Raw genomic sequence first — 26,938 nt, 5'->3', positions numbered from 1 at the left:
TACAGGACTGCTGAGTATTTTGCAGTCCGATAAATATACCAATAAACTATAATAAAATCAAATTTATTATTTTTCTCTATTGATAATATCAACTAGACACCACTTCTTAGTTTTCGAATATGGTCTAGTCTCTTTGAACTTGATAACATCACCTTCTTTACATTCATTTTTTTCATCATGAACATAGTATTTTGTAGTTTTTTTAACAAACTTACCATATAAAGGGTGCTTAACATATCTTTCAGCTCTTACAACTACAGTTTTATCCATAGCTACGCTAGAAACTTTACCTTCTAACAATCTAATTTTATCGCTCATCTTCAAGGCACCTATTTATTCTTTTCTGATATTATTGTATTTATACGAGCAATATCTCTTTTAGCACTTTTGAACAAGTGATTTTTCTTTAATTGCCCTGTTCCCTTCTGCATACGAAGAGAAAATAACTGTTGCAATAACTCTATTTTCGCTTCTTGCAATTGGTCAATACTTTTACCTCTAAAATCTTTTAAAGTATCTTTTCTTTTCATTACATCACCTGCTTTTCAACAAAAGTTGTCTGTACTGGCATCTTAGCCGCTGCTCTAGCAAAAGCCTCACGCGCTAATTCTTCTTTTACACCAGTAATTTCATATAGTACACGACCCGGCTGAATTTGAGCTACCCAATATTCAACTGAACCTTTACCTTTACCCATACGAACTTCAAGAGGCTTTTGTGTAATTGGTTTATCAGGGAAAATTCTTATCCAGATCTTACCACCACGCTTAATGTGACGACTTATCGCTCTTCTTCCCGCCTCAATTTGTCTAGCAGTTACTCTACCTCTAGATGTTGCTTGAAGACCAAACTCACCAAAGCTTACCTTGTTACCTCTGTGAGCCAAGCCCCTATTACGCATCTTTTGTTGTTTACGAAACTTTGTACGCTTAGGCTGTAGCATTATTTAGCTCCTTTTTTATTATTTTTCTGATTCATTTGACCAGGAAGAACTTCACCCTTATAGATCCAAACTTTAACACCTATAATTCCATAAGTAGTCAAAGCTTTTGATGTAGCATAATCTACATCCGCTCTAAAAGTTTGCAGAGGAACTCTACCATCTCTAGCCCACTCAGAACGAGCAATCTCAGCACCACCTAAACGACCACTAACCATTATCTTGATACCTTTAGCACCAGATTTCATAGCAGCCTGCATAGCTTTTTTCATAGCTCTTCTGAACATTACTCTTTTTTCTAATTGCTGCGCTACGCTATCAGCAACCAACTTAGCATCGATTTCTGGCTTACGTACTTCTTCGATATTAATCTGTACAGGCACACCCATCAACTTATTAACATCAGCACGAAGCTTCTCTACATCTTCACCTTTCTTACCAATCACAATTCCAGGTCTTGCTGTATGAATTGTAATCTTAGCATTTTGAGCAGGTCTCTCAATCTGGATTTTACTAACTGCAGCTGAAGCAAGTTTCTTATGTAAAAACTCTCTAACCTTAATATCTTCATTAAGCTTAGTAGCGTAGTCAGAAGAGTCAGCATACCAAGTTGAATTATGCTCTTTTACTATGCCTAATCGAATTCCATTAGGATTTACTTTTTGACCCATTTTTACTACACCTCTTAATTTTTCTCAGCAACTTTCACAGTAATATGTGAAGTTCTCTTTAAAATACGATTACCACGACCTTTTGCTCTAGCTTCAAAACGCTTCATAGTAGGACCCTCATCAACAAATACAGTTGAAACAAATAAAGAATCAACATCCATACCGTCATTGTGTTCTGCGTTAGCAATTGCTGAATTTAAAACATCTTTAATCAACACTGCTGCTTTCTTATTGCTAAAAGTCAAAAGATTAATAGCTTTCTCTACAGGTAGACCTCTGATCTGATCAGCAACCAATCTACATTTTTGAGCTGAGATTTTTGCAAATTTTAATTTAGCTTGTACTTCCATGTATCCTAACCTCAACTATTTCTTCTTAGCTTTTTTATCAGCTGCATGACCACGGTAGTTACGAGTAACAGCGAACTCACCTAACTTATGACCTACCATTTCTTCAGTCATAAGAACAGGCACATGCTGCTGACCGTTATGTACAGCTATAGTTAAACCTATCATATCCGGCACAATCAATGATCTTCTTGACCATGTTTTGATTGGCTTTTTAGAATTACTTTCTTGCGCTTCAAAAACCTTCTTTAAAAGATGATGATCTACAAAAGGTCCTTTTTTTAATGAACGAGGCACAACTTTCTCCCTAATTACTTACGTTTTTGAACAATCAACTTATTAGAACGCTTATTTTTACGCGTCTTATAACCTTTAGTTGGGATACCCCATGGTGTAACTGGATGTCTACCACCAGATGTACGACCCTCACCACCACCATGTGGGTGATCTACTGGGTTCATAGCCACACCTCTAACAGTAGGTCTTATACCTCTCCAGCGCTTCGCACCAGCTTTACCTAAAGACTTCAAGTTGTGCTCAGAATTAGAAACAACACCAATAACCGCTCTACAATCTAAAAGTACCCTTCTCATCTCACCCGATCTTAGACGAATAATTGCGTAAGCATTATCCTTACCGACCAACTGAGCAAAAGTTCCAGCACTTCTAATCATTTGCGCACCTTTTTTAGGCTTCATTTCAATGTTGTGAATAACAGTACCTAGAGGAATATTTCTCAGAGGCATACAGTTACCAACCGCAACATCTACTTTTTCACCTGAAACAACAGACATATCTTTCTTTAGACCCTTAGGAGCAATGATATATCTTCTCTCGCCATCAGCATACAATACTAATGCAATGTTTGCACTACGGTTAGGATCGTACTCGATTCTCTCAACCCTAGCTACGATATCATCTTTATTTCTCTTAAAGTCAACAATACGATAATGCTGCTTATGTCCGCCACCTTGATGACGAACTGTAATTCTACCAGTATTATTTCTACCAGCTTTACTTTTCTTAACTTCTACCAAACCTTTGAATGGCTTACCTGTATGTAATTCTGTATTCTTTACGCTCACTACGTGGCGACGGCCAGGTGAAGTAGGTTTAGCTTTTTTTATTTCAATCATGATTATAAACCTTCTTTAAGTTACTCTGCACCAACAAAATTGATGTCATGTCCTTCGGCAAGTTTTACATAAGCCTTCTTCCATGCTTTTGTTCTACCCTCAACACGACCAAATCTACGCGCTTTACCCTTAACGTTAAGGATATTCACAGACTCAACTTTTACCTCAAAAAGCTTCTCTACAGCACTTTTTACATCCTGCTTAGTTGCAGTTCTAGCTACTTCGAACACTATAGTTGAATTAGCATCTGATAAACCATAAGTTTTATCAGAAACATGAGGCCTCACAACTGTCTTTAATAATTTTTCTTGAGAATTCATACTAGCTTCTCCTCTATTTCTTTAATAGCTTGCTTAGTGAAAACCACATTTTCAAAACAAACTAAAGAAACTGGATTAATTTCCACAGAATCACATACTGCTACATTCTTAAGGTTTCTAGAAGATAAGTATAAATTTTCATTAAACTCTTCTACACCAACAACAAAAAGAACATCCTTAACACCTAAAGAATCCACAATTGCCTTGAATTCTTTTGTTTTTGGAGTTTCTAATCTCAATGACTCAACCACAGTCATTCTATCCGATCTTACAAGCTCAGATAATATAGATTTAACTGCACCTGAGTACATCTTACGATTCACTTTTTGCTTATAGCTTTTAGGCTTAGCTGCAAATGTAACACCACCCTTTCTGAAGATAGGTGAACGGATAGTACCCGCTCTTGCTCTACCTGTACCTTTTTGTCTCCAAGGCTTAGCTCCACCACCAGACACTTCTGATCTAGTTTTTTGAGCTTTAGTACCTTGACGAGCGCCTGCCATATAAGCAACAACAACCTGATGAATTAGAGATTCATTATAGTCTGCTGCAAAAACTCCTTCTGCAACACCTACTACACCAGCCTCTGCACCAGCTAAAGATTTTATATTTAAGTCCACAACAACTCTCCGGTATAATTAATACTTATCTACTAACTTTTAACAGCTGGAGTAACAATAACATCTCCACCAACTGAACCTGGAATACCGCCTTTTAGAAGCAATAAACCATTTTCCGCGTCTACTCTCACAACTTCAAGTGACTGAATAGTAACATTCTCGCTACCTAAATGACCAGCCATCTTCTTGTTCTTAAACACTCTACCTGGAGTCTGGTTTTGACCCGTAGAACCATGAACCCTATGTGAAAGAGAGTTACCATGAGTAGCATCTTGAGTTGCAAAGTTGTGACGCTTAACACCACCTTGGAAACCTTTACCTTTAGATACACCTCTGACATCAACCTTCTGACCCGCTTCAAAAATAGTAGCATCAATAGATGCACCTACTTCATAATCAGAAGCATTATCAATAGCAAACTCCCACAAACCTCTACCAGGCTCAACACTAGCTTTTGCATAGTGACCCGCCATAGGCTTGTTTACATTAGAACGCTTTTTAAAACCAGTAGTTACTTGAATAGCATTATAACCATCTGTTTCAGTAGTCTTTATTTGAGTTACTTTATTTGACTCAACCTGAACAACTGTTACAGGAATAGAAACACCATCTTCAGTAAATATACGAGTCATACCACATTTGCGACCAACTAATCCTAAAGACATTATTATATCCTCTATTATTATTATATTAACTTCACGATTACGATTGACCGTGAAGACCTAATTGATACCGTTTTTGAAAGATTTTCAAAAAAGTAACGTATATATTAGCTTAAACTGATCTGAACATCAACACCTGATGCTAAATCTAGCTTCATTAGAGCATCTACAGTTTTATCTGTAGGTTCTACAATATCAATCAATCTCTTGTGAGTTCTGATTTCATATTGATCTCTTGCTTTTTTGTTTACGTGCGGAGAAATAAGAATTGTAAATTTCTCTTTACGAACTGGTAAAGGGATTGGTCCTTTAACTTGCGCCCCTGTTTTCTTAGCTGTATCAACAATTTCTTGAGTAGAAATATCGATAAGCTTATGATCAAAGGCTTTCAATCTAATTCTAATACGCTGATTATTTATAGCCATTTTAAATTTATCCTTTTAATTATGAGTTACGTGATTTTATGATTTCATCTGCAATATTGTTTGGCACTTCTGCATACTTCTTAAATTCCATTGAGAAAGATGCTCTACCTTGGCTCATAGAACGAACGTTAGTAGCATAACCAAACATTTCAGCAAGAGGAACTAGAGCACTAACCACTCTACCACTTGGATTCTCATCCATACCCTCAATGATACCTCTTCTTCTGTTAAGGTCACCCATAACATCACCAAGATAATCTTCAGGAGTTACAACCTCAACTTTCATGATTGGCTCAAGTATACAAGCATTAGCTTTCTTAGCACCTTCTTTAAGAGCCATAGAACCAGCAATCTTAAATGCCATCTCAGATGAGTCAACATCATGGTATGAACCATCAAATAGAGTAGCCTTAACACCAATCATAGGATATCCAGCTAATACACCATTAGTCATTTGCTCTTCTATACCTTTAGCAACAGGACCAATGAACTCCTTAGGAATCACACCACCAACAATCTCGTCAACGAACTCAAATATTTTTTCTTCGCCAGCATCATTAGTAGAGACTTCTAAAGGCTCAAACTTAACCACAACATGACCATACTGACCACGACCACCTGACTGACGAACAAACTTACTATTTTGCTCAACAGTTCCACGAATAGTCTCTCTATAAGCAACTTGTGGGTTACCTACATTAGCCTCAACCTTAAACTCACGTCTCATACGATCAACAATAATATCCAAGTGAAGCTCACCCATACCGGAAATGATTGTTTGACCTGACTCTTCATCAGTCTTAACTCTGAAAGATGGATCCTCTGCAGCCAACTTGCCTAGAGCTATAGACATTTTTTCTTGGTCTGCTTTTGTCTTAGGCTCAACAGCAACAGAAATTACTGGCTCTGGGAAATCCATTCTCTCAAGAATTACCGGCTTATCAAGATCACAAAGAGTATCACCTGTAGTTACATCTTTAAGACCGATACAAGCAGCAATATCGCCAGCACGAACTTCTTTAATCTCTTCACGCTTATTCGCGTGCATCTGTACGATACGACCTACACGCTCTTTTTTACCTTTAACAGGATTATATACAGCATCACCAGACTTAAGCACGCCAGAGTAAACACGAATAAACGTTAAGTTACCTACAAACGGATCTGTAGCAAGTTTAAATGCTAAAGCTGCAAATGGCTCATCATCAGATGAAGATCTAGAAGCTGGTTCACCATCTTCAGTCTCACACTTAATAGCAGGAACTTGGTTTGGAGCTGGTAAGTACTCAACAACACCATCAAGAACTGCTTGAACGCCCTTGTTCTTAAACGCAGAACCACAGAATGCTAGAACAATCTCATTTGCCAACACTCTAGCACGAAGACCCTGCTTGATCTCTTCATTAGAAAGCTCGCCTTCTTCAAGATACTTATCCATAAGCTCCTCAGAAGCTTCAGCAGCTGCTTCCATCATTTCCATACGAAGCTCTTCAGCTCTATCTTGAAGCTCAGCAGGAATATCAACAAGATCGTAAGTAAGACCTTGATCTGCCTCATTCCACATGATTGCCTTCATTCTAATTAGATCTACAACTCCCTTAAAGTCTTCTTCTGCTCCAATATTCAACTGAACAGGAACAACATTAGCCTTAAGACGAGTTCTGATTTGGCCACAAACTCTTTCAAAGTCAGCACCTGATCTATCCATCTTGTTTACAAATACAATTCTTGGAACACCGTATTTGTTAGCTTGGCGCCATACAGTTTCTGACTGAGGCTCAACACCTGATGAACCACAGAACACAACAACCGCGCCATCTAGTACACGAAGAGAACGCTCTACTTCAATAGTGAAGTCAACGTGACCCGGAGTATCAATAATATTTATACGATGCTTATCAAACTGCTGATCCATACCAGACCAGAAAGTAGTTGTCGCAGCAGAAGTAATTGTAATACCTCTTTCTTGCTCTTGCTCCATCCAGTCCATAGTAGCAGCACCATCATGTACCTCACCGATCTTATGAGATAACCCTGTATAGAAAAGGATACGCTCTGTAGTTGTTGTTTTACCAGCATCAACGTGAGCACAGATACCAATATTTCTATATTTTTCTAAAGCTGTATTACGAGGCATTTTCTAATCTCCTATTACCATCTAAAGTGAGCAAATGCTTTGTTAGCTTCAGCCATCTTATGAGTATCTTCTCTTTTCTTGACAGCAGCGCCTCTACCCTCTATAGCTTCTAGAATCTCCGCAGCAACTCTATCACCCATAGTACTCTCTTTTCTCTTACGCGCAGCATCTATAATCCATCTCATACCTAAAGTTTGACGACGCTCTGGTCTAACTTCTACAGGAACTTGATATGTAGCACCACCAACACGGCGTGACTTAACTTCTACCATAGGACTAACACTATCTAAAGCCTTTTCAAAAACTTCAACTTCATTAGCAGAAGCATCTTTAGCTTTAATCTTATCAAACGCACCATATACAATTTTCTCTGCAATAGACTTCTTACCATCTAGCATAATATGGTTTACAAACTTAGCAACAACCTGACTCTTAAACTTAGGATCAGGTAGAATATCTCTTTTAGGAGCTCTATTTCTTCTAGACATTTTTACACCTTCTTCAAATGTTAAACTTTAAACACAAATTAAGACTTAGGACGCTTAGTACCATACTTTGAACGACCGTGCTTACGATTATTAACACCTGAAGTATCTAAAGCACCCCTAACAATGTGGTAACGCACACCTGGCAAATCTTTAACCCTACCACCTCTGATAAGCACAACACTGTGCTCTTGTAGGTTATGACCTTCACCACCAATGTAGCTTGTAACCTCAAATCCACTCGTTAATCTTACACGAGCTACTTTTCTAAGTGCTGAGTTAGGCTTCTTAGGAGTAGTAGTATATACCCTTGTACATACACCTCTTCTTTGAGGACACGCCTTTAACGCAGGAACCTTAGACTTAACAACCGATCTCTTGCGAGGGCTGTTCACCAACTGATTTATAGTTGCCATTAGTTATTATTCTCCGTTTTTTATCAGTTTTTTTGATTTAAATAATTTCAAATGCCAAGCAGAGGAAGGACCTATGCAAAAATAGCATTAGACAGACATAATAACAAAAAAGCAAAAAAAAGAAAAGAAAAAGTATTATTTATGAGAATTGCCAAAAACAGATTTAAAAGCAACATAAAGATAATTACACATAGAATAAACAGTAAGTATTACAGCTACATAAAGCATCAAAAACCCCAAAAGAATAAACCATGTATTAAAACTAGCGTAGTCTAATGAATGTCTAAAATCTATTGCGGGCTTAATTAAGAATATAAAAAGTGCGGCCATCTGAGCCGTAGTTTTGATCTTACCCCATACACCAACCTTGACAACACTACGCTGCCCAAGCTCAGCCATCCACTCTCGCAATGCAGAAACAACAATTTCTCTGCAAATCATCACAATCGCCGGAATAGTAGCCCACCAATATGGGTACATTTCAATAAACAAACAAAGAGCAGTAGCAACAATCAACTTATCAGCAACAGGATCTAAAAATGCTCCTAACTTGCTTGTCTGCTCCCATTTGCGTGCCAAATAGCCATCCAACCAGTCAGTAGCTGCTCCTAATAAAAATAATGTAGCCGTAATACCATGATGGTGTGGAAACTCAAAATAATAACATATAACTATAAAAGGAATTAACGCCAAGCGACCAAAAGTTAAAATATTAGGGATATTGAAAAACATATATTAAACCCCAGTATGTCCAAATCCTCCAGCAGATCTAATAGTCCGCTGAGAGAACTCCTCTACAATATCGAACTTTGCTTGAACCACTGGAACAACCACAAGCTGCGCAAATCTCATCATAGGCTCAATTTCGATAACTTCTTGAGAACGATTAAAGCAAGACACCATTAATTCTCCTTGATAATCAGAGTCAATAAGACCAGTACCATTGCCTAGCACCAAGCCTTTTTTATGACCCAAACCAGATCTTGGCAGAATCATTGCCGCATAATTTGGATTTGCTATATTGATAGCAATTCCAGTACCTATCAACTTACACTCACCAGGACTCAAGAACTCTGCTTCAGATAAGCAAGCTCTTAAATCAACCGCTGCCGACCCTACTGTACCATACTCAGGTACTTCTTTAATAATTTCTTTATTCAACAGCTTCAACTCTATATTCAAAACAAATCCCCCGCTTATACAACAAACACACCAGCCAAATAACCAAGTGTCACAAAAATAGGTAATGCAGGCATATAACCATCCAACCTATCAAGTACTCCACCATGACCTGGTAAGATATTGCCACTATCTTTAACTCCAGCGATACGCTTCATCATACTTTCAAAAACATCTCCAACAACAGATAAAACTGCTATTAAAGCTGAAATAATAACCATTGATAAGTACTCAAAAATACTTAAATCCATAAATAGCAAAAACACTATGGCGATAATTACCGCACAAGCCATCCCACCCAACAAACCTTCAATAGTTTTATTTGGACTCAATCGCGGAAGCATCTTGCGCTTACCCATTGCCTTACCTGTAAAATAGGCTCCACTATCAGCACCTGCAACAACCAATATAAACATGAATATCCACGCAACAGAATTACTATGAAGTACGTACAACGATGCTGCAAATGGTGAGATTGCAAATAAGCCGAGTATCAACATTTCATTAACAGATAATGTATCAAACTTTTGGCGCTCATATCCACTAAGTCTATAAATCGCATATAGCCAAAATACTGGGAAAATATACTGAATGTAAACAAAGAACTCTGACACAACAAACAACACTATCATAAATATCACAAGATAATTTATTGTTTCTTGTTGACTGATCTTTGTAAACTTAAGCCATTCATATGCTGAAAGCATCGCAACCAAAAAAACACCAACGCCAAAAAGATAGTCATTTGCATACACAAGTCCTGCAAAAACAAAAACTACCAACAATAAACCAGTTATTATCCTCTCTTTCATACATTCCTCATTTCAAGTTGTTCACCACTCTTACCAAACCTTCTCTGGCGCGAGTAAAAATACTCTTCTGCTTTCTGAAACTCTGACTTTGTAAACTCAGGCCACATAAGATCAGTAAAATACATCTCAGCATAAGACAACTGCCATAACATAAAATCACTTAATCTAATCTCACCACTAGTCCTAATAAGTAAGTCAACCGGCATTTGACCAGCGACCGTATAACTTCCGAAATTATCCTCCGATATACTATCCAGCGCTATCTTATCATTGCCGATATCATCAATGATAGATTTCACAGCACCAATGATATCCCATCGCCCACCATAGTCAACCGCTAGCCTAAGCTGAAGTCCCGTATTATCTTTAGTAACAGACTCGCTATAATCAATCATTTGTATAAGCTTATCTGATAATCTAGACCTATCTCCAATAACTTTAAGGACAATATTATTACTATGTAATTTTGGAGTTTTATCTTTGAGAGTTTTATAAAAAAGATCCATTAGATCAGAAACTTCTTTAGCTGGTCTAAGCCAATTATCTCTACCAAATGCAAAGAGAGTTAACATCTGAATATTACGCTCAACACAATACTCTATAGCAGCATCTACACTAGATATAGAATTTCTATGACCAAATATCCTTGGCTTCAATCTACTCTTGGCCCAGCGCCCATTACCATCCATAATTATAGCAACATGCTTAAGGGCATTTTCGTTAGCCAAGCTCATAATGAGTAAAATATAAAGTTTAAACTAGATAAATAATAAGAAAGAATAAAGAGAAATACAAGTTTTATTAAGAAATCTAATAATTAGACCACCATTAAATCTTGTTCTTTTTTAACAGCAAGAGCATCTGCCTGTGCAATCATCTTATCAGTAATTTTTTGAATATTATCCTCTGCTCTTTTAGCTTCATCTTCTGTTATCTCTTTCTCTTTGAGAAGTTCTTTGATATCGCCATTAGCATCACGGCGTATATTTCTGATAGAAACTCTACCACTCTCAGTCTCAGATTTAACAAGTTTAACAAGCTCTTTTCTACGCTCTTCATTAAGTGCTGGCATAGGAACTCTCAAACTATCACCTAAGTTAGTTGGATTAAGCCCCAAATCAGAAGTTATAATAGCCTTCTCAATCTTACCTGCAAGCCCCTTCTCCCAAGGAGTAATACCTAGAGTTCTAGCATCAAGAACTGTAACATTAGCCACCTGAGTAATCGGCGTAGCAGAACCGTAATAATCTATAGTTACATGAGCTAAAATATCAGGATGAGCTCTACCGGTTCTAATCTTAGCTAAATCATCAGCTAAAACTTCTAAAGTTTTACTCATCCTATTTTCAGCATCTTTTAGAATATCGTTTATCATAAAAACAATCCTTTCTTTTGAAAATTAATTAGTCTAAAGTGACCCAAGTACCATGCTTTGAATCAACTACAGCATCAACCAAAGCATTTGGCTGAGTCAAATCAAACACATAGATTGGTATACCAAAATCTCTGCACTGAGTAAATGCTCCCAAATCCATCACATTTAGCTCCTTACTAACAACTTCGGAAAAAGTAACCTTAGCAAAACGCTTAGCATCTGAATATTTATTTGGGTCTTTATCATACACACCATCAACAGTCGTAGCCTTCAACAAAGCATCCGCACCAATCTCGACCGCTCTAAGGCTAGCTGTAGTATCAGTTGTTACAAACGGATTGCCTGTACCTCCCGCAAATATCAAAACCGTGCCTTTTGCAAGCTCTCGATTAAACTCATGCGCGCTAGCAACCCTTAACAAACCATCAACACCTTTTGCTGAAAAAATCTCAGCATCAACGTCTTCACTGATAAGCATATCACGAAGAGCTAGAGCATTAATCATAGTAGCAATCATACCCATAGAGTCAGCTGTAAATCTTCTAATTTTGTCTCCAAAATCAGCCCTACCTCCGCGTAAGATATTACCACCACCAACGACTATCGCAAGCTCAACACCTAAGTTAACAAGTGTTTTGATTTGATTTATGATAGGAGCAGCAGATTCAACATTTATACCGAAACCTTGATCTGCCGATAAAGACTCTCCACTTAACTTAAGAAGAACCCTCTTAAGCTTTGGAGTATTTTGAGAACATTCTAACGAATCATTAGACATATATTAACCTTTGATTTGGCTCATCACCTCTGCTGCGAAATCTTCTTCTTTCTTCTCGATACCTTCACCAACATCTAGACGGATAAAGCTAACAACTTTAGCGCCTTTGTCTTTAACAAGTTTTTCAACTTTGATGCTAGGATCTTTAACGAAATCTTGACCTAAAAGAGCAACTTCATCTAAGAACTTACGAATTCTACCAACAATCATTTTCTCGATGATTTCAGCAGGCTTACCACTTTCTTTTGCTTGAGCTGTGAAAATTTCTTTCTCTTTTGCTACTACATCAGCAGGAACTTCATCACCAGATACAACCATAGGATTAACAGCTGCTACGTGCATAGCAACATCTTTAGCAAGCTCTTCATCACCACCCTCTAGAGCAGCAACAACACCGATCTTACCACCATGTATGTAAGCACCTAAAGTACTAGCTGCTACAGTCTTAACCCTACGAACTTGAATATTCTCACCGATTTTAGCAATTAGTGATTTACGAGCTTCTTCAACAGTTTCACCAGTTGAAGTCTTAGCAGCTAAAACTTCTTCGATAGTCTCTGCTTTTGCCGCATGAGCTGCTTTTACAGCTTCTTGAGCAAACTTCTTGAAAGTATCATCTCTAGCGACAAAGTCTGTCTCTGAGTTGATTTCAAGTAAAACAGCTCTACCATCAGCAGCATAAACTTCGATAACACCTTCAGCTGCAATTCGTGAAGCTTTTTTGTCAGCTTTTGCTTGTCCAGAAATTCTCATTTCTTCAGCAGCTTTTTCAATATCACCAGCAGCTTCAACTAGAGCTTTTTTACACTCCATCATTCCAGCACCAGTTCTTTCTCTAAGTTCTTTTACTAATTTAGCAGAAATATTTGACATTGTTCTATCCTTGTTTGTTTATTATGCTTCTGTAGTTTCTTCAGCTTTTGCTTCTACTGCTCTATCTAAGCCTTGAGCATCAATAACAGCATCAGCAAATTTCTTCATATAGAAAGATATTGACTTAACAGCATCGTCATTACCAGGGATAATATAATCGATACCTTCAGGGTTTGAGTTAGTATCAACAATTGATACAACTTTAATACCTAGCTTTTGAGCTTCTTGAATAGCAATGTGCTCTTTGTTACTATCAATAACAACAATAGCATCAGGTAAACCACCCATTTCTTTGATTCCGCCAAGAACTTTTTCTAACTTCTCTATAGTTCTGATATTTTGAAGCATCTCTTTTTTAGTTAACGATTCAAAAGTACCGTCTTCTTTCATCTTCTCTAACTGAGCAAGTCTCTTGATAGATTGTCTAACAGTTTTGTAGTTAGTAAGCATACCACCTAACCATCTGTGGCTAACAAACGGCATACCACATCTTTTAGCTTCTGCTTCTATGATATCTTGAGCTTGTCTTTTTGTACCAACAAAAAGAACTTTTCCACCATTTGCTACAGTCTTACCAACAAAGTTAACTGCATCTTGGAAAAGAGGAACTGTTTTCTCAAGATTGATAATGTGTACACCATGGTTAATACCAAAGATGTATTCTTTCATTTGAGGATTCCAGAAAGCTTTTTTGTGTCCAAAGTGAACACCCGCAGATAACATTTCTTTCATTAAAGACATTTTGATTTTCCTTATTTGGGTTATATCTAGTATCTTAGTTATGCCAAATATCATATGAGACACCCTTTGGCACAACTTCTAATTTTGAAGATACATGATTTATTAGTTAAACATTAGCTCATATATAATACAAGCCGTAAAATTTTATCACACTTAATTTATAAATTACAAAAGGTATTTTATATTTATTTAAAATGCTAAAATGTCGCAAAATAAATTAAAAAAATAGAGATCAAAAATGATTTCATTAATAGTTGCTTATGACAAAAATCTAGGTATAGGTAAAGAAAATACTCTAGCATGGAAACTTTCTGAAGACCTGAAAAACTTCAAAAAGATAACCGAGAATAATTATATTGTAATGGGTAGAAAAACTTTTGAGTCAATCGGTCGCCCTTTGCCAAACCGTAAAAACATTATCTTAACTAGAGATAAAGATTATAAGCAGGATAAGTGTTTAATAATTAACAGTGTTCAAGAAATTCTAAACTTCGCGCAATCAAAACCTCATTATGAGATTTTTATAATTGGTGGTGCTCAGATTTATAAAGAATTTTTGCAATATGCCGATAGACTATACATAACTGAAGTCGATACAGAAATGAGTGATCTTGATGCTTTCTTTCCTAAGTGGGACAAATCTAAATACAAACGCATAGGCCATAAACAATTCAAAAAAGATGATAAAAACGAGTTTGACTTCACGTTTGCCGTATATGAAAAAGCCTCTATTTAATCTTCGGCAAATAAAGCTGTAGATAAGTATCTCTCCGCACTAGAAGCAAAAACAACCACTATCATTTTATTCTCACTCTCAGTACGTTGAGCTATCTCAATCGCCGCTTTTAATGCTGCTCCAGATGAAATACCAGCAGGCACACCTTCCTTGTGTGCTACTAAACGTGCATACTCTAAAGCATCTACGTCACTAACTGTAACAATATCATCAATTATAGATGTATTTAGAATCTCTGGAATAAAGCCAGCGCCTATCCCTTGAATTTTATGAGAGCCTGGCTTACCACCTGACAAAACGGGACTAGACTTAGGCTCTACAGCTACAATTTTGATAGTAGGTTTTTTCTGTTTGAGAACTTCAGCAATGCCTGTAATAGTACCTCCGGTACCGACACCCGCCACTAGAATATCTACTTCACCATCAGTATCTTGCCAAACCTCTAAAGCTGTTGTATTTCTATGTGCTTGTGGATTGGCTGGATTAGTAAATTGACCCAATATAACACCATCATTAAGCTCTTTTAATAAATCATTAGCTTTGGCAATTGCTCCAGCCATACCCTCAGCTGCAGGTGTTAAAATAAGCTTAGCACCAAAGTGCTGTATCAACTTACGTCTTTCAACGGATACACTCTCTGGCATAGTAATAATTATGTCATAACCTTTTGCAGCAGCAATAAATGAAAGCCCTATCCCAGTATTGCCCGATGTTGGTTCTATCAACGTTGTAACACCTGGCTTGATATTACCAGCCTTCTCTGCACTTTCAATAAGATTTAGAGCCACCCTATCCTTGACAGAGGATAATGGATTAAAGAATTCCAGTTTAGCAACCAACTTGACTTTTAACCCAAACAGCTCCTCTATTTTACAAAGCCTAACCATAGGAGTCTTACCAATAGTTTCAGTAAAATTGTTACATATATTCATAGCTATAACCTTTTATATTCACACAATAACCTACCGCCATTCTATCTTATTTAGATGGCTAAAACATTGGTTTTATAATAGTATATTAAAATCAAAACAACACTTTGGAGTCTTATGATCAAACTATTACGATACTATCAACAACAAGATCCTGCTGCTCCAAGCATTCTTGAAACGATATTTGCTTACCCTGGATTACATGCAATATTACTTCACAGACCCGCAAATCTACTATGGCGATGTAAATTAAAATTTTTGGGTAGACTCTTGTCTCATATATCTAGATTTCTGACAGGAATCGAAATACATCCTGGAGCAACTATCGGCTCATATTGTTTCATTGATCATGGCATGGGTATTGTAATTGGTGAAACAGCAATAGTTGGAAATTATGTATCACTATACCATGGTGTAACTCTTGGTTCATCTGGAAATCCAAAGCTGAGATACACAAAACGTCATCCAACAGTTGAAGATGAAGTAATAATTGGAGCCGGTGCTAAAATCTTAGGTAATATAACTATTGGCAAACACTGCAGAATATCACCAAATAGTGTAATAACAGAAAGCATGGAAGCATATACTACTGCATTACCAACACAGCCAAATATAGTTTCTCAAACAGCAAAATAGTTTAAGAGAGCATCCCAGATAACTATGTTATATTAAAATAGCAATGATCATAAAAGTAAATTAAGTTCATACAAATAAGACAAATTAGTATAGTTATTCATAGCAGGAAGTACAGCTTGAACTGTATCAAAATTAGTATTAGCAAATAAAACCAATACTTTTTAGAATAAACCATTATTTAACATAATTTGGTTCGCCATAAACCGACTTCTTCCCAGAATCCATTATAACATCATAATTATTCAAACTAGTTAATATCTGTTCAGGTGCAGTTTCGTCTTCATGATCAGTTCCCACATAGAAAATGAAGTTTAATTTATTAATAGTTTCTAAACATTCTCTTAAGCTATCTCTTTTTTTACTAACTATATCATCCCACCACTTATATTCATCATCATTTTGCCAATAGTTATTAAAAATATATACCTTTTTATCAGGATTTTTAGATTGGTATACATAACATGCTTGCTCAAACTTACTTCTGTCTTCATCAGTAGCGAAAGCACCATCATTATCTAAAGTAACACTACCCACACCCCAAGAATCAATTAAATAATTATTGTTATTACGATTATTACCGCCAAACTCATAAGGTATAAGGAAAGAGCCATCAATAATAAACTGTTGTACTCTCAGGAGATCCTGACTTTCTATGTCGACAAACCTAAATACTACAGCTTTTTTTATTAATTGAGGTTTTATCAGATCACTGACGTAACTGTGGTCAGTATCACTTTCAATCGCTGTTCGAATTTTCTGAGTATTATTTTGGATTTCCCACATATTTGTTAACATCTTCTTAAATCCAGGATCGCCATGATCAGCGCCCTCTGGAGCCATCCACAACTGATCGTATAAATACGCCCCTTTTAACATATCATTACGAAGAATAGCTATCGTTGCCGAAAGAGCCAATACCGAGATTGTTATAGCAATACCTGTATAAGGGTTTGCTGCTAAAGGAGTAGCTGCTCTTGCAGCAGAAAGAGCAGCTTCTAGTTCTGGTATTCCAGCAGCAATTCGTTGTGCTCTCGCTACTTTTTCACCAGATACATAAAAAGCTCGCAACACATTTTGTGAACCTGTAATAGGTTTTCCATATACTTTACCAAAATCTACAGCCGCTAATGCAGCTTCTGTAGCTTGTGCCTGAGTTAACCTCTCTTCCAAGATAGCGACGTTGTTAGCTATTGTAGCAGCAGTATTATTATAAATAGCATTAGCAACAAGAGACGATGCTAAAGTTGCAGCTATACCACCACCTAATATCCCATAAAATTCCGCATCAGTTAAATTTTGATGATAATGACCTGATGATAACACTCTAGTTTGACCAGGTTTTACAACAATTGCATCATTCCAATCAGCCTTACTAGTCCATCCCCAATTGTCAATACCACGATTAGAAGAGTGATTATTATACAGGTGTACTACTGATTTTGAATATGCATTATTTTTAACAGATGTATAGCTATCAATACTAGTTGCCATAGATTGACCTGCTACAAATGCCGATAACAGAATTACTGATATTCGTTTTAATCTTGATTTATACATAAAATTATCCTTTTTTATTTATTGTATACATTTATACTTATTGAACATTTACTAAGCAATTTTGCTTAAGTTTTCGAACATAGTAGCTTGAAGAGCTGCATATACTTGTTCTTGGAAAGCAGCATCAATAGTTTGACCTTTAGCTAACTGATTAGAAATTTGCTTAGTAGCTGCAACCATAGCTTTAGCAACAGGACTTTGACTATTTTGAGCAGCAGCAAAATTACAAGCATTTACACCAAATAGTATACTATCAGCATCACTTACTTGTTTATATATACCATTTTCAGCAATAGCATTAGCTACAGGAGCTGCTATAGCACTAGCAGGTCTTAACATTAAAGTATGATCTTTAACATAAACAACACCCTCTGTACCGATTGCTTTAGATATTGCATTAACAGCAGCTTTAACAGCCCAGTTTTCACCTAACTTATCTAGGTCATATACCTTAATATCACCAAGGTTAATAATATCTAAGAATTGCGTAAGGATAGCATCAACAGCTTTTTCATCAGACAAATCTTTTATAACATTTCTAGCTGTAGCAATATTACTATTTGCTCTAACATCAAGCAAGTTAGCTTCACATATTGATAGAGCTGTTCTTGGAGAAGCAATCTTCTGCTGAATTCCACTCTCTAAATCACCTAATGTAGTTACTGTATATGCAAGTGTATTTACATTAGCATATGTAGCGATAGCTTTTTCATTACTTCCACCCTGTATAAGCTCAATAGCTTGAATAGTTAAATAGTTAGTAATATCGTTAAACGCTACAGCAGTATCAGCATCTTTACTGTTGATATTGTATTGACCATTCCAAAGAGCAACTCTTGCATTCCAGAACATGTCTATATTAGTTCTATAGCCAGCATAATCAAGAGCAGTAGCTGAATTCCATGCAGCTTCTAACTCAGCAGAAATAGGCTTAGCAATATTATTGTAGTATGCTGTAGGACCATTTACAGTAATTTCTTTGATAATATTAAACTGAGCAATCTTCTCTTCAGCATAAGCCTTATCACCATTTTCGATACCTTTTAGGATATCTATCTTAGTGTTGATAGATTTAAGTTTAGCCTGTTCAGCAGCAACCTTAATCTTCCAGCCTAATTTCTTTTCAGATTGCAGCTTTTCAATATTTTTATTAATACCATCTCTTTCAGCTCTATATTTCTCAAGACCTTGAGCAGCAGATGCTTGATCCTTCATATACATATCTTTAGGTTTAACAGCGTTAGGTATTTTAACTCTACCATTATTAGTTAGAACTAAACCTCTAGCTATTTTTTCACCATTTGCTTGTATATCAGCAGCATCAGCAGCCATGCTTTTGACAGCATAGATTGCAGAGTTAGGATCAGTATCAGCAGCAGCTTCAACTTTGTTAGAATAGTTAACAATAGAATTGTTTACAACATTAGCATTTAAATCATCTGCGTAAACAGAAGTAGCTGCGATTGAACCTAAAAGAGCGATAGTGATAGTTTTTTTCATTATAATCCCCATGATTAATAAAATATTAAATTAATGTTACTAAAGTATTTGAATACGGGGATATTATATTTAATATTAATTTTATGTCAATATTAAAATTAAGATAATATTTAAATAATTCACCTTTACTTAATAAAATACTTTAATATGCACGTTTTCAAGACATAGAAATAAATAAAATAAAAGACTTTTGGTAAAATTTAAAATTAATCATTAAGATTTAGTTTTGAAGATTAGGCTTGATATTGCTGAAAATAAAATTAAGATATCTATTTGTAAACAGGAAATCTATCACAAAGTTCTGAAACTTTTGTAGCAGCCTGAATGTCAAACTGATAACCAAACAAAATAAACAAACTTTTGCATTTTACAGAATAATAAAAGTATTTCTAATAGACATAAAAAAAGCCACTCAAGGTGGCTTTTTAATTTGGCATCCCGTAGGGGATTCGAACCCCTGTTGCCGCCGTGAAAGGGCGGTGTCCTAGGCCTCTAGACGAACGGGACTTAAGACTTTTAATCACTGTCTTCAGCGATATGATGTGTATTATAATGACTTTTATGGCTTAGTCAAGCCCTTTTGTTAATATTTTTATTTTTTTATGAATTACATAGTTCTTTTATTGCTCTTTGTAATCTAGATAGTACTTTTTCTTTCCCCAAAAGCTTCAAAGTAATACCAATATCAGGAGATTGACCTGAACCTGTGATAGCTATACGCAAGGGCATACCTACTTTACCCATACCAACTTCGCACTGCTCTGCTGTTGATGCGACTACGTTATGCAAAGTATCTGGATCTTGCCATTGTTGAGTTTCTAGAGCTTCAAAATTTTCTAAAAGCTTAATAAATATCTCGCCTGTTGTCGTTTTAACATGCTTTTTGACTGCTTTTTCATCATAAACGATATCATCACTATAAAAGTAGCTCGATTTCTCAGTAAGCTCTACTAGAGTATCAACTTTTTCTGCCATCACAGCCACAAGGTCTTGAAGATCAGGACCATTAGCAATATCCAAACCAGCTTTTGCAAAATGATATTCAACTTCTGTCCTAATATCCTCAAATTTAGATTCTTTGATGTAGTGTTTGTTCAACCACTTAAGCTTGTCAAAGTCAAAACGTGAAGGTGAAGCATTGATATGCTCTAAATTAAAAGATTTTATCATCTCATCTATAGAGAAAATCTCTTGATCTCCATGCGACCACCCAAGTCTAACCAAATAGTTAAGTATAGCATGAGGTAAATAACCATCTTCACGATACTGCACAACATTGACCGCACCATGTCGTTTAGACAACTTTGCCCCATCTGGACCAAGAATCATTGGAACATGTGCAAATACCGGAACATGAGCATTTAAGGCTTTATAAATATTGATTTGTTTAGGAGTATTATTAACATGATCATCACCACGAATAATATGCGTGATAGCCATATCAATATCATCAACCACCACACAAAAATTATATGTCGGCGAGCCATCTGTTCTTTGGATAATCATGTCATCAAGCTCATGATTTGAAATTGAAATCCTACCCTTTACAGCATCATTCCAGCTGACAAGACCATCTTGCGGATTTTTAAAACGTACTACAAAACTATCTCCTTCTTGAGGAATATAGCTTGCATCACGGCATTTACCATCATAGCCAGTTTTAAGATTATTTGCCTGCTGATGCTCTCTTAACTCATCTAATCTTTCCTTAGAACAGTTACAATAATATGCCTTACCCTCTGCTATTAATTGCTTAATAACTTCATGATATCTATCAAATCTTTTCGTTTGATAATAGATCTCTTCATCATTTTTTAGACCAAGCCAGCTCATACCATCTAAAATAGCATCTACAGCAGCTTGAGTAGATCTCTCAAGATCTGTGTCTTCGATTCTTAATAAAAACTTACCGTTATTGTGTCTAGCATAAAGCCAACTAAAAAGTGCTGTACGTACCCCACCAACATGTAAAAAGCCTGTTGGACTTGGTGCAAATCTTGTTGTAATCATAACAAAATACCTTGAATATAAAATTGCTTAAAGATTAAACTAGAAACGGGCTTCTTGCAAGGGTTAAAGCAAACGATTAATAAGTGTTACCATATCTAATCAAGATGCTATTTCTTGAAAAGAATTACTCACTACAAAATACCACCTTTTGTCATTTTGTATGGATCAACTACTTTATTAAACTCTTCTTCAGACAAAAAACCAAGAGCTTTATTTGCCTCAGCTAACGATAAGTTGTTACTATCTGCATAATGCGCCATTTTAGAAGCTTTATCATAGCCTATCACTGGACTAAGAGCTGTAACAAGCATTAATGAATTTTTGAGATAAAAATCTATTTTGTCATGATTTGGCGTCATTCCTTCTAAAAGATATTTTGTAAAGTTTACACAACTGTCTGAAATAATCTTAATCGATTGAATAATATTAAAAATAATCAAGGGTTTATAGACATTCATTTCAAGATATCCTGCAGAACCACCGATACCAACAGCAACATCATAACCCATTACTTGAGCAGCAACCATTGCCATAGCTTCACATTGTGTAGGATTAACCTTTCCTGGCATAATTGATGATCCAGGCTCATTCTCAGGGATTAACAACTCATGAAGTCCCGCTCTAGGACCACAGCTTAATAGACGAATATCATTAGCAATCTTAAATAATGAATTTGCTAAAGTTTTGAGTTGCCCCATAATCGCAACTAAAGCATCATGTGAACCTTGCACCTCGAATTTATTTGTAGCTGTAACAAATGGTAACCCAGTAATAGAAGCAATATGTTTCGCTACCACTTCAGCAAAACTATCAGGCGCATTTAAGCCAGTACCAACAGCTGTTCCACCTAAAGCAAGCTGATATACATCTTTTAGAGATTCTTTAATTCTTTGAATGTTTTTCTCAAGTAGAGCCGCATAGCCTGAAAACTCCTGTCCGAGAGTTAGCGGCACAGCATCTTGCATATGAGTTCTACCAATCTTAGCGATAGTTTGCCAGTCATTACTCTTTCTTTTTAGATCCTCATACATGTATTCGAGAGCTGGTAATAATTGTTTATTTATCTCAAAGGCAGTAGCAATATACATCGCACTTGGAAAGGCATCATTTGATGATTGTGACATGTTGACATCATCATTTGGATGAATAGGAGATTTACTACCCTTTTTGCCACCTAGTAGCTCAATCGCTCTGTTTGAAATAACCTCATTGACATTCATATTTGACTGCGTACCACTGCCGGTCATCCAAACATGTAGTGGAAAGTGATTATTAAGCTGGCCGGAAATTATCTCATCACAAACTGTAACAATGATATCTCGCTTATTTGTAGGCAAAATACCTAGCTCATTATTGGTAATTGCCGCTGCTTTTTTGATAATAGCTAAAGCCTTAATAACTTCTATAGGCATCAAATCCTTACCTATAGAAAAATGCTCTATAGATCGCTGAGTTTGAGCACCCCAATAATATCTGTCATCAACTTTGACTTCCCCCATACTATCAGTTTCTATTCTATACAAAGCCATAATCCACAGTGAACATCTTGATAAATCTAAGATAACATCAATAACACTAAAAACAAACTTAACAAATAGCATAAATAGATCACTATTGAATTTAGTAACTAAAGAATATTAAATATTACTTATAAGCTAATTATGGATATCAGTTACCATGGAATTATTTGAGTTTTTGATTGATCCTAACTACAAGTTATTATTAGTTATCCCTGTAGCAATACTCTATTATGCACTTAATTTTTTATTTGGCGAAACTGAGAAAGTAAATGTCTTTAGTCATCATAAGATAAAAGATATGGCTGAAATAATAGAGAAAATAAATTCTACTACAGACCCTATCGCTAGAGCAGCTTTGTATTTACAATTTAAGATAGATCATAAAAACTTTCTCAAACGAGAATTTGCGATAGTTCCACCGAGATTTAGAGATATTTATTTGCTAAATAAACTTACTGAGTATCTTTCTTTTCAAGAGATAAAAAAGTTAAACAAACTAAAAGCCATTATTTTTGATAATAAAAACAATACTTTTTATATTACTTCAAGTTCAAAAATCCTAAGGAAAGTAATTACTAGTTTTATTACATTTATACTTTTAACACTGCTAGCATTTTTAGTATTAATAGTCTTTGATAAAATCATCTATCTAAACTTTGAAATAAAAGGCAGTATAAAAATAATGAGATATTTCTATGAAACTATGATCTCAATATTTATGTTACTGATGTATATAAAAACTTTAAGATCAATTTCACTAATAATATTTCTAAAAAAAGATTTCCCAAAAATAATAGCGAAGTTACCAGAAAATTTTAATTGGAAATGTCCAATTAAAAATAATTCTTAATCAGCTGTAGTATTAATCTTTTTGTTAAGACTACCAACCACTAGAACCTCCTCTGTAGTTCCCATATTATTTTGTTGTGCAAACTGTTGCCAAGAAATATAGTTATCTCCGTACTTACCTACTAATAATGCTTGGTCGCCTACTTTAACCCTCTTATCTTTCGGTTCATCTGTAATATCCACAACAAGCATATTCATAGATGTTTTACCAATAACAGGATATTTGACACCATCGATAATAACTTGCATTTTACTTTTATAAGCTCTTTGAGGGAAACCATAGTTATAGCCTGTTCTTAATGTCGCTGTTGTTGATTTTCTATCCGAACGAGTATATTGCTCAGCATCATAGTTAATTGGTGAATGTGGTGGTATGTCTCTCTCAATAATCGCAACTTCTGATCTAAATGATTTCATCACAGGTCGAAGTTCATGCTTAGGATCTTGCAAATCATCAAGATCTTCACCATAAATAAGAGAACCAGCTCTAACCATATCTCTTCTTGCCCAAGGATATTTTGCAGCTGCACCTGAGTTAGCAACATGCTGTATAGTTCCTTCTGGTAAATCTAGTTGAGAGACTATCTCATCAAACTTTGCTAATTGCTGTTTTGTTGCAGGCTCTGCTACACTCTCACTCTCATAATCTTTAGCAAAATGTGTCATAACTCCCACTACTTTAATGTTTGGTAATTTCATAGCTTTTTTTATATCTTCAACCTTCCTAAAAGCCATTCTTCCCATCGCGGTCTCTATATTTATAGAAACTTTTATTATCACTTTCTTACCAAGAATTTCACTCATCTGCTGAGCTGTGTCAGAAATAATCTTTGCTTGCTCATAAGAGCCTATAATCTCTTCGATATCCCACCCATTATTAATGGCCTGAATTAGTTCAGATTTAGTAACAGGAGCAATTCTTAGAGCTGTAATATTTCTTCCACTTTGCTGAATTTTGGGAGAGATAATCGCAAACTCTTTATTGTCAACTGCAGCAATACAATCAACAGCAGGCGAGCTGACTGTAGCATCAATCAAATTATCTAATCCATGTCCATAAGCATCCGACTTCATTACTGCACATAATTTAACATCATCTCCAATAATGCTCTTCACTACTTTTAGATTATGCTTATATGCTGAAACATCAATTTCAACAAAATTAGGGGTTACGCTAACAATCTTTTGCGAACTATCTCTAAGCTGCTCTATATTCTCTGCATTTGCAAACGATAATCCCGCAAAAACACCAAGCGTCGTTACTAAAATCTTTTTTCTCATTTACATATCCTTAAAAATTAATCCTTACAAAACAATATGATTACAAAAAAATATAAATATCTCTAGATTAAAAAACATTGTTGTATATTTTTGAATCAAATATACTGAGTTAATCTTTTGATAAAATTTTACTTTTTAATTATGAATATCGTCGAATATGCCAAAACTCGCTATACTACAAAAGCTTATGATCCAACAAAAAAGTTAACCTCTGAACAAATCCAACAAATAAAAGACTTGCTAAGATTCACACCGTCAAGTGTAAACTCACAGCCATGGCATTTTATCCTAGCAACATCTGATGAGGCAAAAGCCAAAATTTCAAAAGCTGCTGAAAATATACACCCAAAAAATGTAACAAATATTAAAGATTGTGCTTTGGCCATAGTATTTTGCCTAAAAACTGATATCGATGATAAATATCTACAGCTACTTCTTGATCAAGAGCGTAAAGATGGTAGATTCCCTACTTCAGATTTTGAAAATATGCAAAGAGATGTACGCAATAAATTTGCTCTAGCATACAAAGACAAACCTCAAGAATTACAGATTTGGACAGAAAAGCAGCTTTATATTGCCCTTGGTAATATTCTATTAGGATTATCAACACTGAAGATAAATGCTACACCAATGGAAGGCATCGAAGCTCATATAATAGATGAAGAATTTAATCTAAGAGAAAAAGGTTATAAAACATCCGTGGTTGTAACTGTTGGTTATGCTTCAGAAGAAGATTTTAATGCTAAATTACCAAAATCTAGACTACCTGAAGATAAAATATTTACAGAAATTTAGCTTATTACATCACCATTACGGTTTTGATAAAAATATCATTATAGTTGAGAAAGCTTTTATGAAAAAAAATCTACTAAAAATCACATCTCTTGATGATATGCGTAAAATTTATCATCGCAGAGTTCCTAAAATGTTTGTTGATTACTGTGAATCAGGCTCATGGCAACAAAAAACTCTAGAGCATAATCAAAAAGATTTTGATAAATACTTTTTTAGGCAAAAAGTGCTAACTGATATCCAACATCGATCGTTAAAAACCAAAATTCTTGGACAAGAATACAGTATGCCTTTAGCATTTGCTCCAATTGGTCTACTTGGAATGCAACATGCAGATGGCGAGATTCATGCTGCCAAAGCAGCTGAAGAATTTGGTATTCCTTTTACACTATCGACAATGTCTATCTGCTCTACAGAAGAAGTAGCTAAGCATACAACCAAACCTTTTTGGTTTCAGTTATATATGATGAAAGATAGAAAGTTTATGGCAAATCTTATAGCAAGCGCAAAGCATGCTGGTTGTAGTGCCCTAGTACTAACTGCTGACCTACAAATGCTAGGTAATCGCCATGCCGATATAAAAAATGGCTTAACAGTACCTCCAAAACCTACTCTTAAAAATCTAATTAACCTAAGTACTAAAACATATTGGTGCTTGAATATGTTAAAAACCAAAAATAGAACCTTTGGTAATATTGCAAATCACGCTGAAAATAAAGGTGGCTTTGCATCTCTTGGTAAATGGACAAATGAACAATTTGATTTAAGCTTAAATTGGCATGATGTCGAGTGGGTACAAAAGCAATGGAATGGTCCAATGATTATCAAAGGGATTATGGATACACAAGATGCTATTATGGCGCAAAATACTGGTGCTGATGCAATAGTGGTCTCAAATCATGGCGGTCGCCAGTTAGATGGAGCGCCTTCTAGCATATCTATGCTTGAAGAGATAGTTGATGCAGTAGATCCAAAGCTTGAAGTTCTAATTGATAGTGGTATTCGTAGCGGTCAAGATTTACTCAAAGCAAAAGCTCTCGGAGCTAAAGCTGGACTAATTGGTAGACCAATGGTTTACGGTCTTGGTGCTTATGGCGAACAAGGTGCTTATAGAGTACTTGAAATTTTCCATCAAGAAATGGATAAAACTATGGCATTTTGTGGTTTCACAGATATCAATAATGTAGATAAATCTATACTAGTAAAATAAG

At 35.7% G+C, this 26,938-nt stretch carries 33 protein-coding genes and 1 tRNA gene; 5 read left to right on the top strand and 29 right to left on the bottom strand.

What is annotated here, in order from left to right; genetic code table 11:
* Positions 1 to 66: 66 nt before the first annotated feature.
* The 22 genes from rpsQ to rpsB form a co-directional block, all read right to left on the bottom strand.
* On the bottom strand, positions 67 to 318 hold the full coding sequence (rpsQ, locus tag IMS64_RS00930) for a 30S ribosomal protein S17 (protein WP_004286608.1): 252 nt from the start codon (positions 316 to 318) through the stop codon (positions 67 to 69).
* A gap of 11 nt (positions 319 to 329) precedes the next feature.
* Positions 330 to 530 (bottom strand): 50S ribosomal protein L29, encoded by a 201-nt coding sequence (rpmC, locus tag IMS64_RS00925; protein WP_004286609.1) that lies wholly within the window; start codon positions 528 to 530, stop codon positions 330 to 332.
* On the bottom strand, positions 530 to 943 hold the full coding sequence (rplP, locus tag IMS64_RS00920; protein ID WP_004286610.1) for a 50S ribosomal protein L16: 414 nt from the start codon (positions 941 to 943) through the stop codon (positions 530 to 532). Before rplP ends, rpmC begins: the two co-directional genes overlap by 1 nt.
* Positions 943 to 1,611 carry a 30S ribosomal protein S3 gene (rpsC, locus tag IMS64_RS00915; protein WP_004286611.1) on the bottom strand — a complete coding sequence of 223 codons (669 nt, stop codon included), beginning with the start codon at positions 1,609 to 1,611 and terminating at the stop codon, positions 943 to 945. The genes rplP and rpsC overlap by 1 nt, the downstream gene beginning before the upstream one ends.
* 14 nt (positions 1,612 to 1,625) lie before the next feature.
* The gene (gene rplV, locus IMS64_RS00910; RefSeq protein ID WP_012280033.1) at positions 1,626 to 1,961 is read right to left on the bottom strand and encodes a 50S ribosomal protein L22; all 336 of its coding nucleotides are present in this window, start codon (positions 1,959 to 1,961) and stop codon (positions 1,626 to 1,628) included.
* Between the two features lie 15 nt (positions 1,962 to 1,976).
* Complete coding sequence (rpsS, locus tag IMS64_RS00905; RefSeq protein WP_004286613.1) at positions 1,977 to 2,255, bottom strand: 30S ribosomal protein S19; 279 nt, start codon at positions 2,253 to 2,255, stop codon at positions 1,977 to 1,979.
* A gap of 14 nt (positions 2,256 to 2,269) precedes the next feature.
* Positions 2,270 to 3,094: a 50S ribosomal protein L2 gene (gene rplB, locus IMS64_RS00900; protein ID WP_012280034.1), complete on the bottom strand. Its 825-nt coding sequence runs from the start codon at positions 3,092 to 3,094 to the stop codon at positions 2,270 to 2,272.
* A 20-nt stretch (positions 3,095 to 3,114) separates the two neighbouring features.
* The gene (rplW, locus tag IMS64_RS00895; protein WP_004286615.1) at positions 3,115 to 3,414 is read right to left on the bottom strand and encodes a 50S ribosomal protein L23; all 300 of its coding nucleotides are present in this window, start codon (positions 3,412 to 3,414) and stop codon (positions 3,115 to 3,117) included.
* Positions 3,411 to 4,034, bottom strand: a complete 624-nt coding sequence (gene rplD, locus IMS64_RS00890) for a 50S ribosomal protein L4 (protein ID WP_004286616.1) — start codon at positions 4,032 to 4,034, stop codon at positions 3,411 to 3,413. The genes rplW and rplD overlap by 4 nt, the downstream gene beginning before the upstream one ends.
* Before the next feature lie 32 nt (positions 4,035 to 4,066).
* Positions 4,067 to 4,699 carry a 50S ribosomal protein L3 gene (gene rplC, locus IMS64_RS00885; RefSeq protein ID WP_004286617.1) on the bottom strand — a complete coding sequence of 211 codons (633 nt, stop codon included), beginning with the start codon at positions 4,697 to 4,699 and terminating at the stop codon, positions 4,067 to 4,069.
* Positions 4,700 to 4,803: 104 nt separating this feature from the next.
* A complete protein-coding gene (gene rpsJ / locus IMS64_RS00880; RefSeq protein WP_004286618.1) occupies positions 4,804 to 5,121 on the bottom strand; it encodes a 30S ribosomal protein S10 in 318 nt (105 codons plus the stop codon).
* Positions 5,122 to 5,140: 19 nt separating this feature from the next.
* Positions 5,141 to 7,258 carry an elongation factor G gene (fusA, locus tag IMS64_RS00875; RefSeq protein WP_004286619.1) on the bottom strand — a complete coding sequence of 706 codons (2,118 nt, stop codon included), beginning with the start codon at positions 7,256 to 7,258 and terminating at the stop codon, positions 5,141 to 5,143.
* A gap of 14 nt (positions 7,259 to 7,272) precedes the next feature.
* Positions 7,273 to 7,746 carry a 30S ribosomal protein S7 gene (gene rpsG / locus IMS64_RS00870; protein WP_004286620.1) on the bottom strand — a complete coding sequence of 158 codons (474 nt, stop codon included), beginning with the start codon at positions 7,744 to 7,746 and terminating at the stop codon, positions 7,273 to 7,275.
* A gap of 38 nt (positions 7,747 to 7,784) precedes the next feature.
* Complete coding sequence (gene rpsL / locus IMS64_RS00865; RefSeq protein WP_004286621.1) at positions 7,785 to 8,159, bottom strand: 30S ribosomal protein S12; 375 nt, start codon at positions 8,157 to 8,159, stop codon at positions 7,785 to 7,787.
* A 135-nt stretch (positions 8,160 to 8,294) separates the two neighbouring features.
* Positions 8,295 to 8,891, bottom strand: coding sequence for a CDP-diacylglycerol--glycerol-3-phosphate 3-phosphatidyltransferase (gene pgsA / locus IMS64_RS00860; RefSeq protein ID WP_004286622.1), 597 nt, complete (start codon positions 8,889 to 8,891; stop codon positions 8,295 to 8,297).
* 3 nt (positions 8,892 to 8,894) lie between these two features.
* On the bottom strand, positions 8,895 to 9,341 hold the full coding sequence (dut, locus tag IMS64_RS00855; protein ID WP_211490636.1) for a dUTP diphosphatase: 447 nt from the start codon (positions 9,339 to 9,341) through the stop codon (positions 8,895 to 8,897).
* 14 nt (positions 9,342 to 9,355) lie between these two features.
* Complete coding sequence (locus tag IMS64_RS00850) at positions 9,356 to 10,150, bottom strand: phosphatidate cytidylyltransferase (protein ID WP_200149191.1); 795 nt, start codon at positions 10,148 to 10,150, stop codon at positions 9,356 to 9,358.
* Positions 10,147 to 10,884 carry a polyprenyl diphosphate synthase gene (gene uppS, locus IMS64_RS00845; RefSeq protein WP_211490635.1) on the bottom strand — a complete coding sequence of 246 codons (738 nt, stop codon included), beginning with the start codon at positions 10,882 to 10,884 and terminating at the stop codon, positions 10,147 to 10,149. Before uppS ends, IMS64_RS00850 begins: the two co-directional genes overlap by 4 nt.
* A gap of 83 nt (positions 10,885 to 10,967) precedes the next feature.
* Entirely contained in the window at positions 10,968 to 11,525 is a 558-nt protein-coding gene (gene frr, locus IMS64_RS00840; RefSeq protein WP_004286626.1) for a ribosome recycling factor, read from the bottom strand.
* 28 nt (positions 11,526 to 11,553) lie between these two features.
* Positions 11,554 to 12,303 carry a UMP kinase gene (gene pyrH / locus IMS64_RS00835; RefSeq protein ID WP_035737582.1) on the bottom strand — a complete coding sequence of 250 codons (750 nt, stop codon included), beginning with the start codon at positions 12,301 to 12,303 and terminating at the stop codon, positions 11,554 to 11,556.
* Between the two features lie 3 nt (positions 12,304 to 12,306).
* Positions 12,307 to 13,176, bottom strand: a complete 870-nt coding sequence (tsf, locus tag IMS64_RS00830; RefSeq protein ID WP_004286628.1) for a translation elongation factor Ts — start codon at positions 13,174 to 13,176, stop codon at positions 12,307 to 12,309.
* Between the two features lie 21 nt (positions 13,177 to 13,197).
* Entirely contained in the window at positions 13,198 to 13,917 is a 720-nt protein-coding gene (rpsB, locus tag IMS64_RS00825) for a 30S ribosomal protein S2 (protein WP_041268077.1), read from the bottom strand.
* A gap of 238 nt (positions 13,918 to 14,155) precedes the next feature.
* Between rpsB and IMS64_RS00820 the strand changes: the two genes are divergently transcribed.
* Complete coding sequence (locus IMS64_RS00820) at positions 14,156 to 14,653, top strand: dihydrofolate reductase (RefSeq protein ID WP_200148300.1); 498 nt, start codon at positions 14,156 to 14,158, stop codon at positions 14,651 to 14,653.
* Here IMS64_RS00820 and cysK read toward each other — a convergent pair.
* Complete coding sequence (gene cysK / locus IMS64_RS00815; RefSeq protein ID WP_211490634.1) at positions 14,650 to 15,585, bottom strand: cysteine synthase A; 936 nt, start codon at positions 15,583 to 15,585, stop codon at positions 14,650 to 14,652. The genes IMS64_RS00820 and cysK overlap by 4 nt on opposite strands.
* A 114-nt stretch (positions 15,586 to 15,699) precedes the next feature.
* On the opposite strand from cysK, the gene epsC reads away from it, so the two are divergent.
* The gene (epsC, locus tag IMS64_RS00810; RefSeq protein ID WP_042516942.1) at positions 15,700 to 16,218 is read left to right on the top strand and encodes a serine O-acetyltransferase EpsC; all 519 of its coding nucleotides are present in this window, start codon (positions 15,700 to 15,702) and stop codon (positions 16,216 to 16,218) included.
* A 174-nt stretch (positions 16,219 to 16,392) separates the two neighbouring features.
* On the opposite strand, the gene IMS64_RS00805 is transcribed toward epsC, so the two are convergent.
* The 5 genes from IMS64_RS00805 to fumC form a co-directional block, all read right to left on the bottom strand.
* Positions 16,393 to 17,775 (bottom strand): hypothetical protein, encoded by a 1,383-nt coding sequence (locus tag IMS64_RS00805; RefSeq protein ID WP_211490633.1) that lies wholly within the window; start codon positions 17,773 to 17,775, stop codon positions 16,393 to 16,395.
* A gap of 51 nt (positions 17,776 to 17,826) precedes the next feature.
* Entirely contained in the window at positions 17,827 to 19,275 is a 1,449-nt protein-coding gene (locus IMS64_RS00800) for a hypothetical protein (protein WP_211490632.1), read from the bottom strand.
* A 431-nt stretch (positions 19,276 to 19,706) separates the two neighbouring features.
* Positions 19,707 to 19,782, bottom strand: a tRNA-Glu gene (locus tag IMS64_RS00795).
* A 93-nt stretch (positions 19,783 to 19,875) separates the two neighbouring features.
* Positions 19,876 to 21,285, bottom strand: a complete 1,410-nt coding sequence (gltX, locus tag IMS64_RS00790; protein ID WP_211490631.1) for a glutamate--tRNA ligase — start codon at positions 21,283 to 21,285, stop codon at positions 19,876 to 19,878.
* Between the two features lie 131 nt (positions 21,286 to 21,416).
* Positions 21,417 to 22,808, bottom strand: a complete 1,392-nt coding sequence (gene fumC / locus IMS64_RS00785; protein WP_211491073.1) for a class II fumarate hydratase — start codon at positions 22,806 to 22,808, stop codon at positions 21,417 to 21,419.
* Positions 22,809 to 22,962: 154 nt separating this feature from the next.
* Here fumC and IMS64_RS00780 point away from each other — a divergent pair, with 154 nt between their 5' ends.
* Positions 22,963 to 23,655: a hypothetical protein gene (locus IMS64_RS00780; RefSeq protein ID WP_211490630.1), complete on the top strand. Its 693-nt coding sequence runs from the start codon at positions 22,963 to 22,965 to the stop codon at positions 23,653 to 23,655.
* On the opposite strand, the gene alr is transcribed toward IMS64_RS00780, so the two are convergent.
* Entirely contained in the window at positions 23,652 to 24,935 is a 1,284-nt protein-coding gene (alr, locus tag IMS64_RS00775) for an alanine racemase (RefSeq protein ID WP_211490629.1), read from the bottom strand. The two genes, IMS64_RS00780 and alr, sit on opposite strands and share 4 nt — an antisense overlap.
* A 141-nt stretch (positions 24,936 to 25,076) precedes the next feature.
* Between alr and nfsB the strand changes: the two genes are divergently transcribed.
* The gene (nfsB, locus tag IMS64_RS00770; protein ID WP_211490628.1) at positions 25,077 to 25,730 is read left to right on the top strand and encodes an oxygen-insensitive NAD(P)H nitroreductase; all 654 of its coding nucleotides are present in this window, start codon (positions 25,077 to 25,079) and stop codon (positions 25,728 to 25,730) included.
* Positions 25,731 to 25,788: 58 nt separating this feature from the next.
* Entirely contained in the window at positions 25,789 to 26,937 is a 1,149-nt protein-coding gene (locus IMS64_RS00765) for an alpha-hydroxy acid oxidase (RefSeq protein WP_211490627.1), read from the top strand.
* Position 26,938: the final 1 nt, after the last annotated feature.

This window comes from Francisella philomiragia (genome assembly GCF_018135955.1).
GTDB classification, from domain to species: domain Bacteria; phylum Pseudomonadota; class Gammaproteobacteria; order Francisellales; family Francisellaceae; genus Francisella; species Francisella philomiragia.
This window is presented reverse-complemented; position numbering and strand designations above follow the sequence as displayed.

Excerpts from the sequence above, each read along its gene's own strand:
- rpsJ (WP_004286618.1), bottom strand. The coding sequence starts at position 5,121 with ATGGCTATAAATAATCAGCGTATTAGAATTAGATTGAAAGCCTTTGAT.
- rpsQ (WP_004286608.1), bottom strand. The coding sequence starts at position 318 with ATGAGCGATAAAATTAGATTGTTAGAAGGTAAAGTTTCTAGCGTAGCT.
- tsf (WP_004286628.1), bottom strand. The coding sequence starts at position 13,176 with ATGTCAAATATTTCTGCTAAATTAGTAAAAGAACTTAGAGAAAGAACT.
- uppS (WP_211490635.1), bottom strand. The coding sequence starts at position 10,884 with ATGAGCTTGGCTAACGAAAATGCCCTTAAGCATGTTGCTATAATTATG.
- IMS64_RS00765 (WP_211490627.1), top strand. The coding sequence starts at position 25,789 with ATGAAAAAAAATCTACTAAAAATCACATCTCTTGATGATATGCGTAAA.
- rpsC (WP_004286611.1), bottom strand. The coding sequence starts at position 1,611 with ATGGGTCAAAAAGTAAATCCTAATGGAATTCGATTAGGCATAGTAAAA.
- rpmC (WP_004286609.1), bottom strand. The coding sequence starts at position 530 with ATGAAAAGAAAAGATACTTTAAAAGATTTTAGAGGTAAAAGTATTGAC.
- rplB (WP_012280034.1), bottom strand. The coding sequence starts at position 3,094 with ATGATTGAAATAAAAAAAGCTAAACCTACTTCACCTGGCCGTCGCCAC.
- epsC (WP_042516942.1), top strand. The coding sequence starts at position 15,700 with ATGATCAAACTATTACGATACTATCAACAACAAGATCCTGCTGCTCCA.
- IMS64_RS00820 (WP_200148300.1), top strand. The coding sequence starts at position 14,156 with ATGATTTCATTAATAGTTGCTTATGACAAAAATCTAGGTATAGGTAAA.
- rpsG (WP_004286620.1), bottom strand. The coding sequence starts at position 7,746 with ATGTCTAGAAGAAATAGAGCTCCTAAAAGAGATATTCTACCTGATCCT.
- rplP (WP_004286610.1), bottom strand. The coding sequence starts at position 943 with ATGCTACAGCCTAAGCGTACAAAGTTTCGTAAACAACAAAAGATGCGT.
- IMS64_RS00805 (WP_211490633.1), bottom strand. The coding sequence starts at position 17,775 with ATGTATAAATCAAGATTAAAACGAATATCAGTAATTCTGTTATCGGCA.
- nfsB (WP_211490628.1), top strand. The coding sequence starts at position 25,077 with ATGAATATCGTCGAATATGCCAAAACTCGCTATACTACAAAAGCTTAT.
- IMS64_RS00850 (WP_200149191.1), bottom strand. The coding sequence starts at position 10,150 with ATGAAAGAGAGGATAATAACTGGTTTATTGTTGGTAGTTTTTGTTTTT.
- IMS64_RS00780 (WP_211490630.1), top strand. The coding sequence starts at position 22,963 with ATGGAATTATTTGAGTTTTTGATTGATCCTAACTACAAGTTATTATTA.
- rplV (WP_012280033.1), bottom strand. The coding sequence starts at position 1,961 with ATGGAAGTACAAGCTAAATTAAAATTTGCAAAAATCTCAGCTCAAAAA.
- fusA (WP_004286619.1), bottom strand. The coding sequence starts at position 7,258 with ATGCCTCGTAATACAGCTTTAGAAAAATATAGAAATATTGGTATCTGT.
- rplC (WP_004286617.1), bottom strand. The coding sequence starts at position 4,699 with ATGTCTTTAGGATTAGTTGGTCGCAAATGTGGTATGACTCGTATATTT.
- alr (WP_211490629.1), bottom strand. The coding sequence starts at position 24,935 with ATGAGAAAAAAGATTTTAGTAACGACGCTTGGTGTTTTTGCGGGATTA.
- IMS64_RS00800 (WP_211490632.1), bottom strand. The coding sequence starts at position 19,275 with ATGAAAAAAACTATCACTATCGCTCTTTTAGGTTCAATCGCAGCTACT.
- rpsL (WP_004286621.1), bottom strand. The coding sequence starts at position 8,159 with ATGGCAACTATAAATCAGTTGGTGAACAGCCCTCGCAAGAGATCGGTT.
- rplW (WP_004286615.1), bottom strand. The coding sequence starts at position 3,414 with ATGAATTCTCAAGAAAAATTATTAAAGACAGTTGTGAGGCCTCATGTT.
- frr (WP_004286626.1), bottom strand. The coding sequence starts at position 11,525 with ATGATAAACGATATTCTAAAAGATGCTGAAAATAGGATGAGTAAAACT.
- gltX (WP_211490631.1), bottom strand. The coding sequence starts at position 21,285 with ATGATTACAACAAGATTTGCACCAAGTCCAACAGGCTTTTTACATGTT.
- rpsB (WP_041268077.1), bottom strand. The coding sequence starts at position 13,917 with ATGTCTTTAATGAAAGAAATGTTATCTGCGGGTGTTCACTTTGGACAC.
- cysK (WP_211490634.1), bottom strand. The coding sequence starts at position 15,585 with ATGAATATATGTAACAATTTTACTGAAACTATTGGTAAGACTCCTATG.
- pgsA (WP_004286622.1), bottom strand. The coding sequence starts at position 8,891 with ATGTTTTTCAATATCCCTAATATTTTAACTTTTGGTCGCTTGGCGTTA.
- pyrH (WP_035737582.1), bottom strand. The coding sequence starts at position 12,303 with ATGTCTAATGATTCGTTAGAATGTTCTCAAAATACTCCAAAGCTTAAG.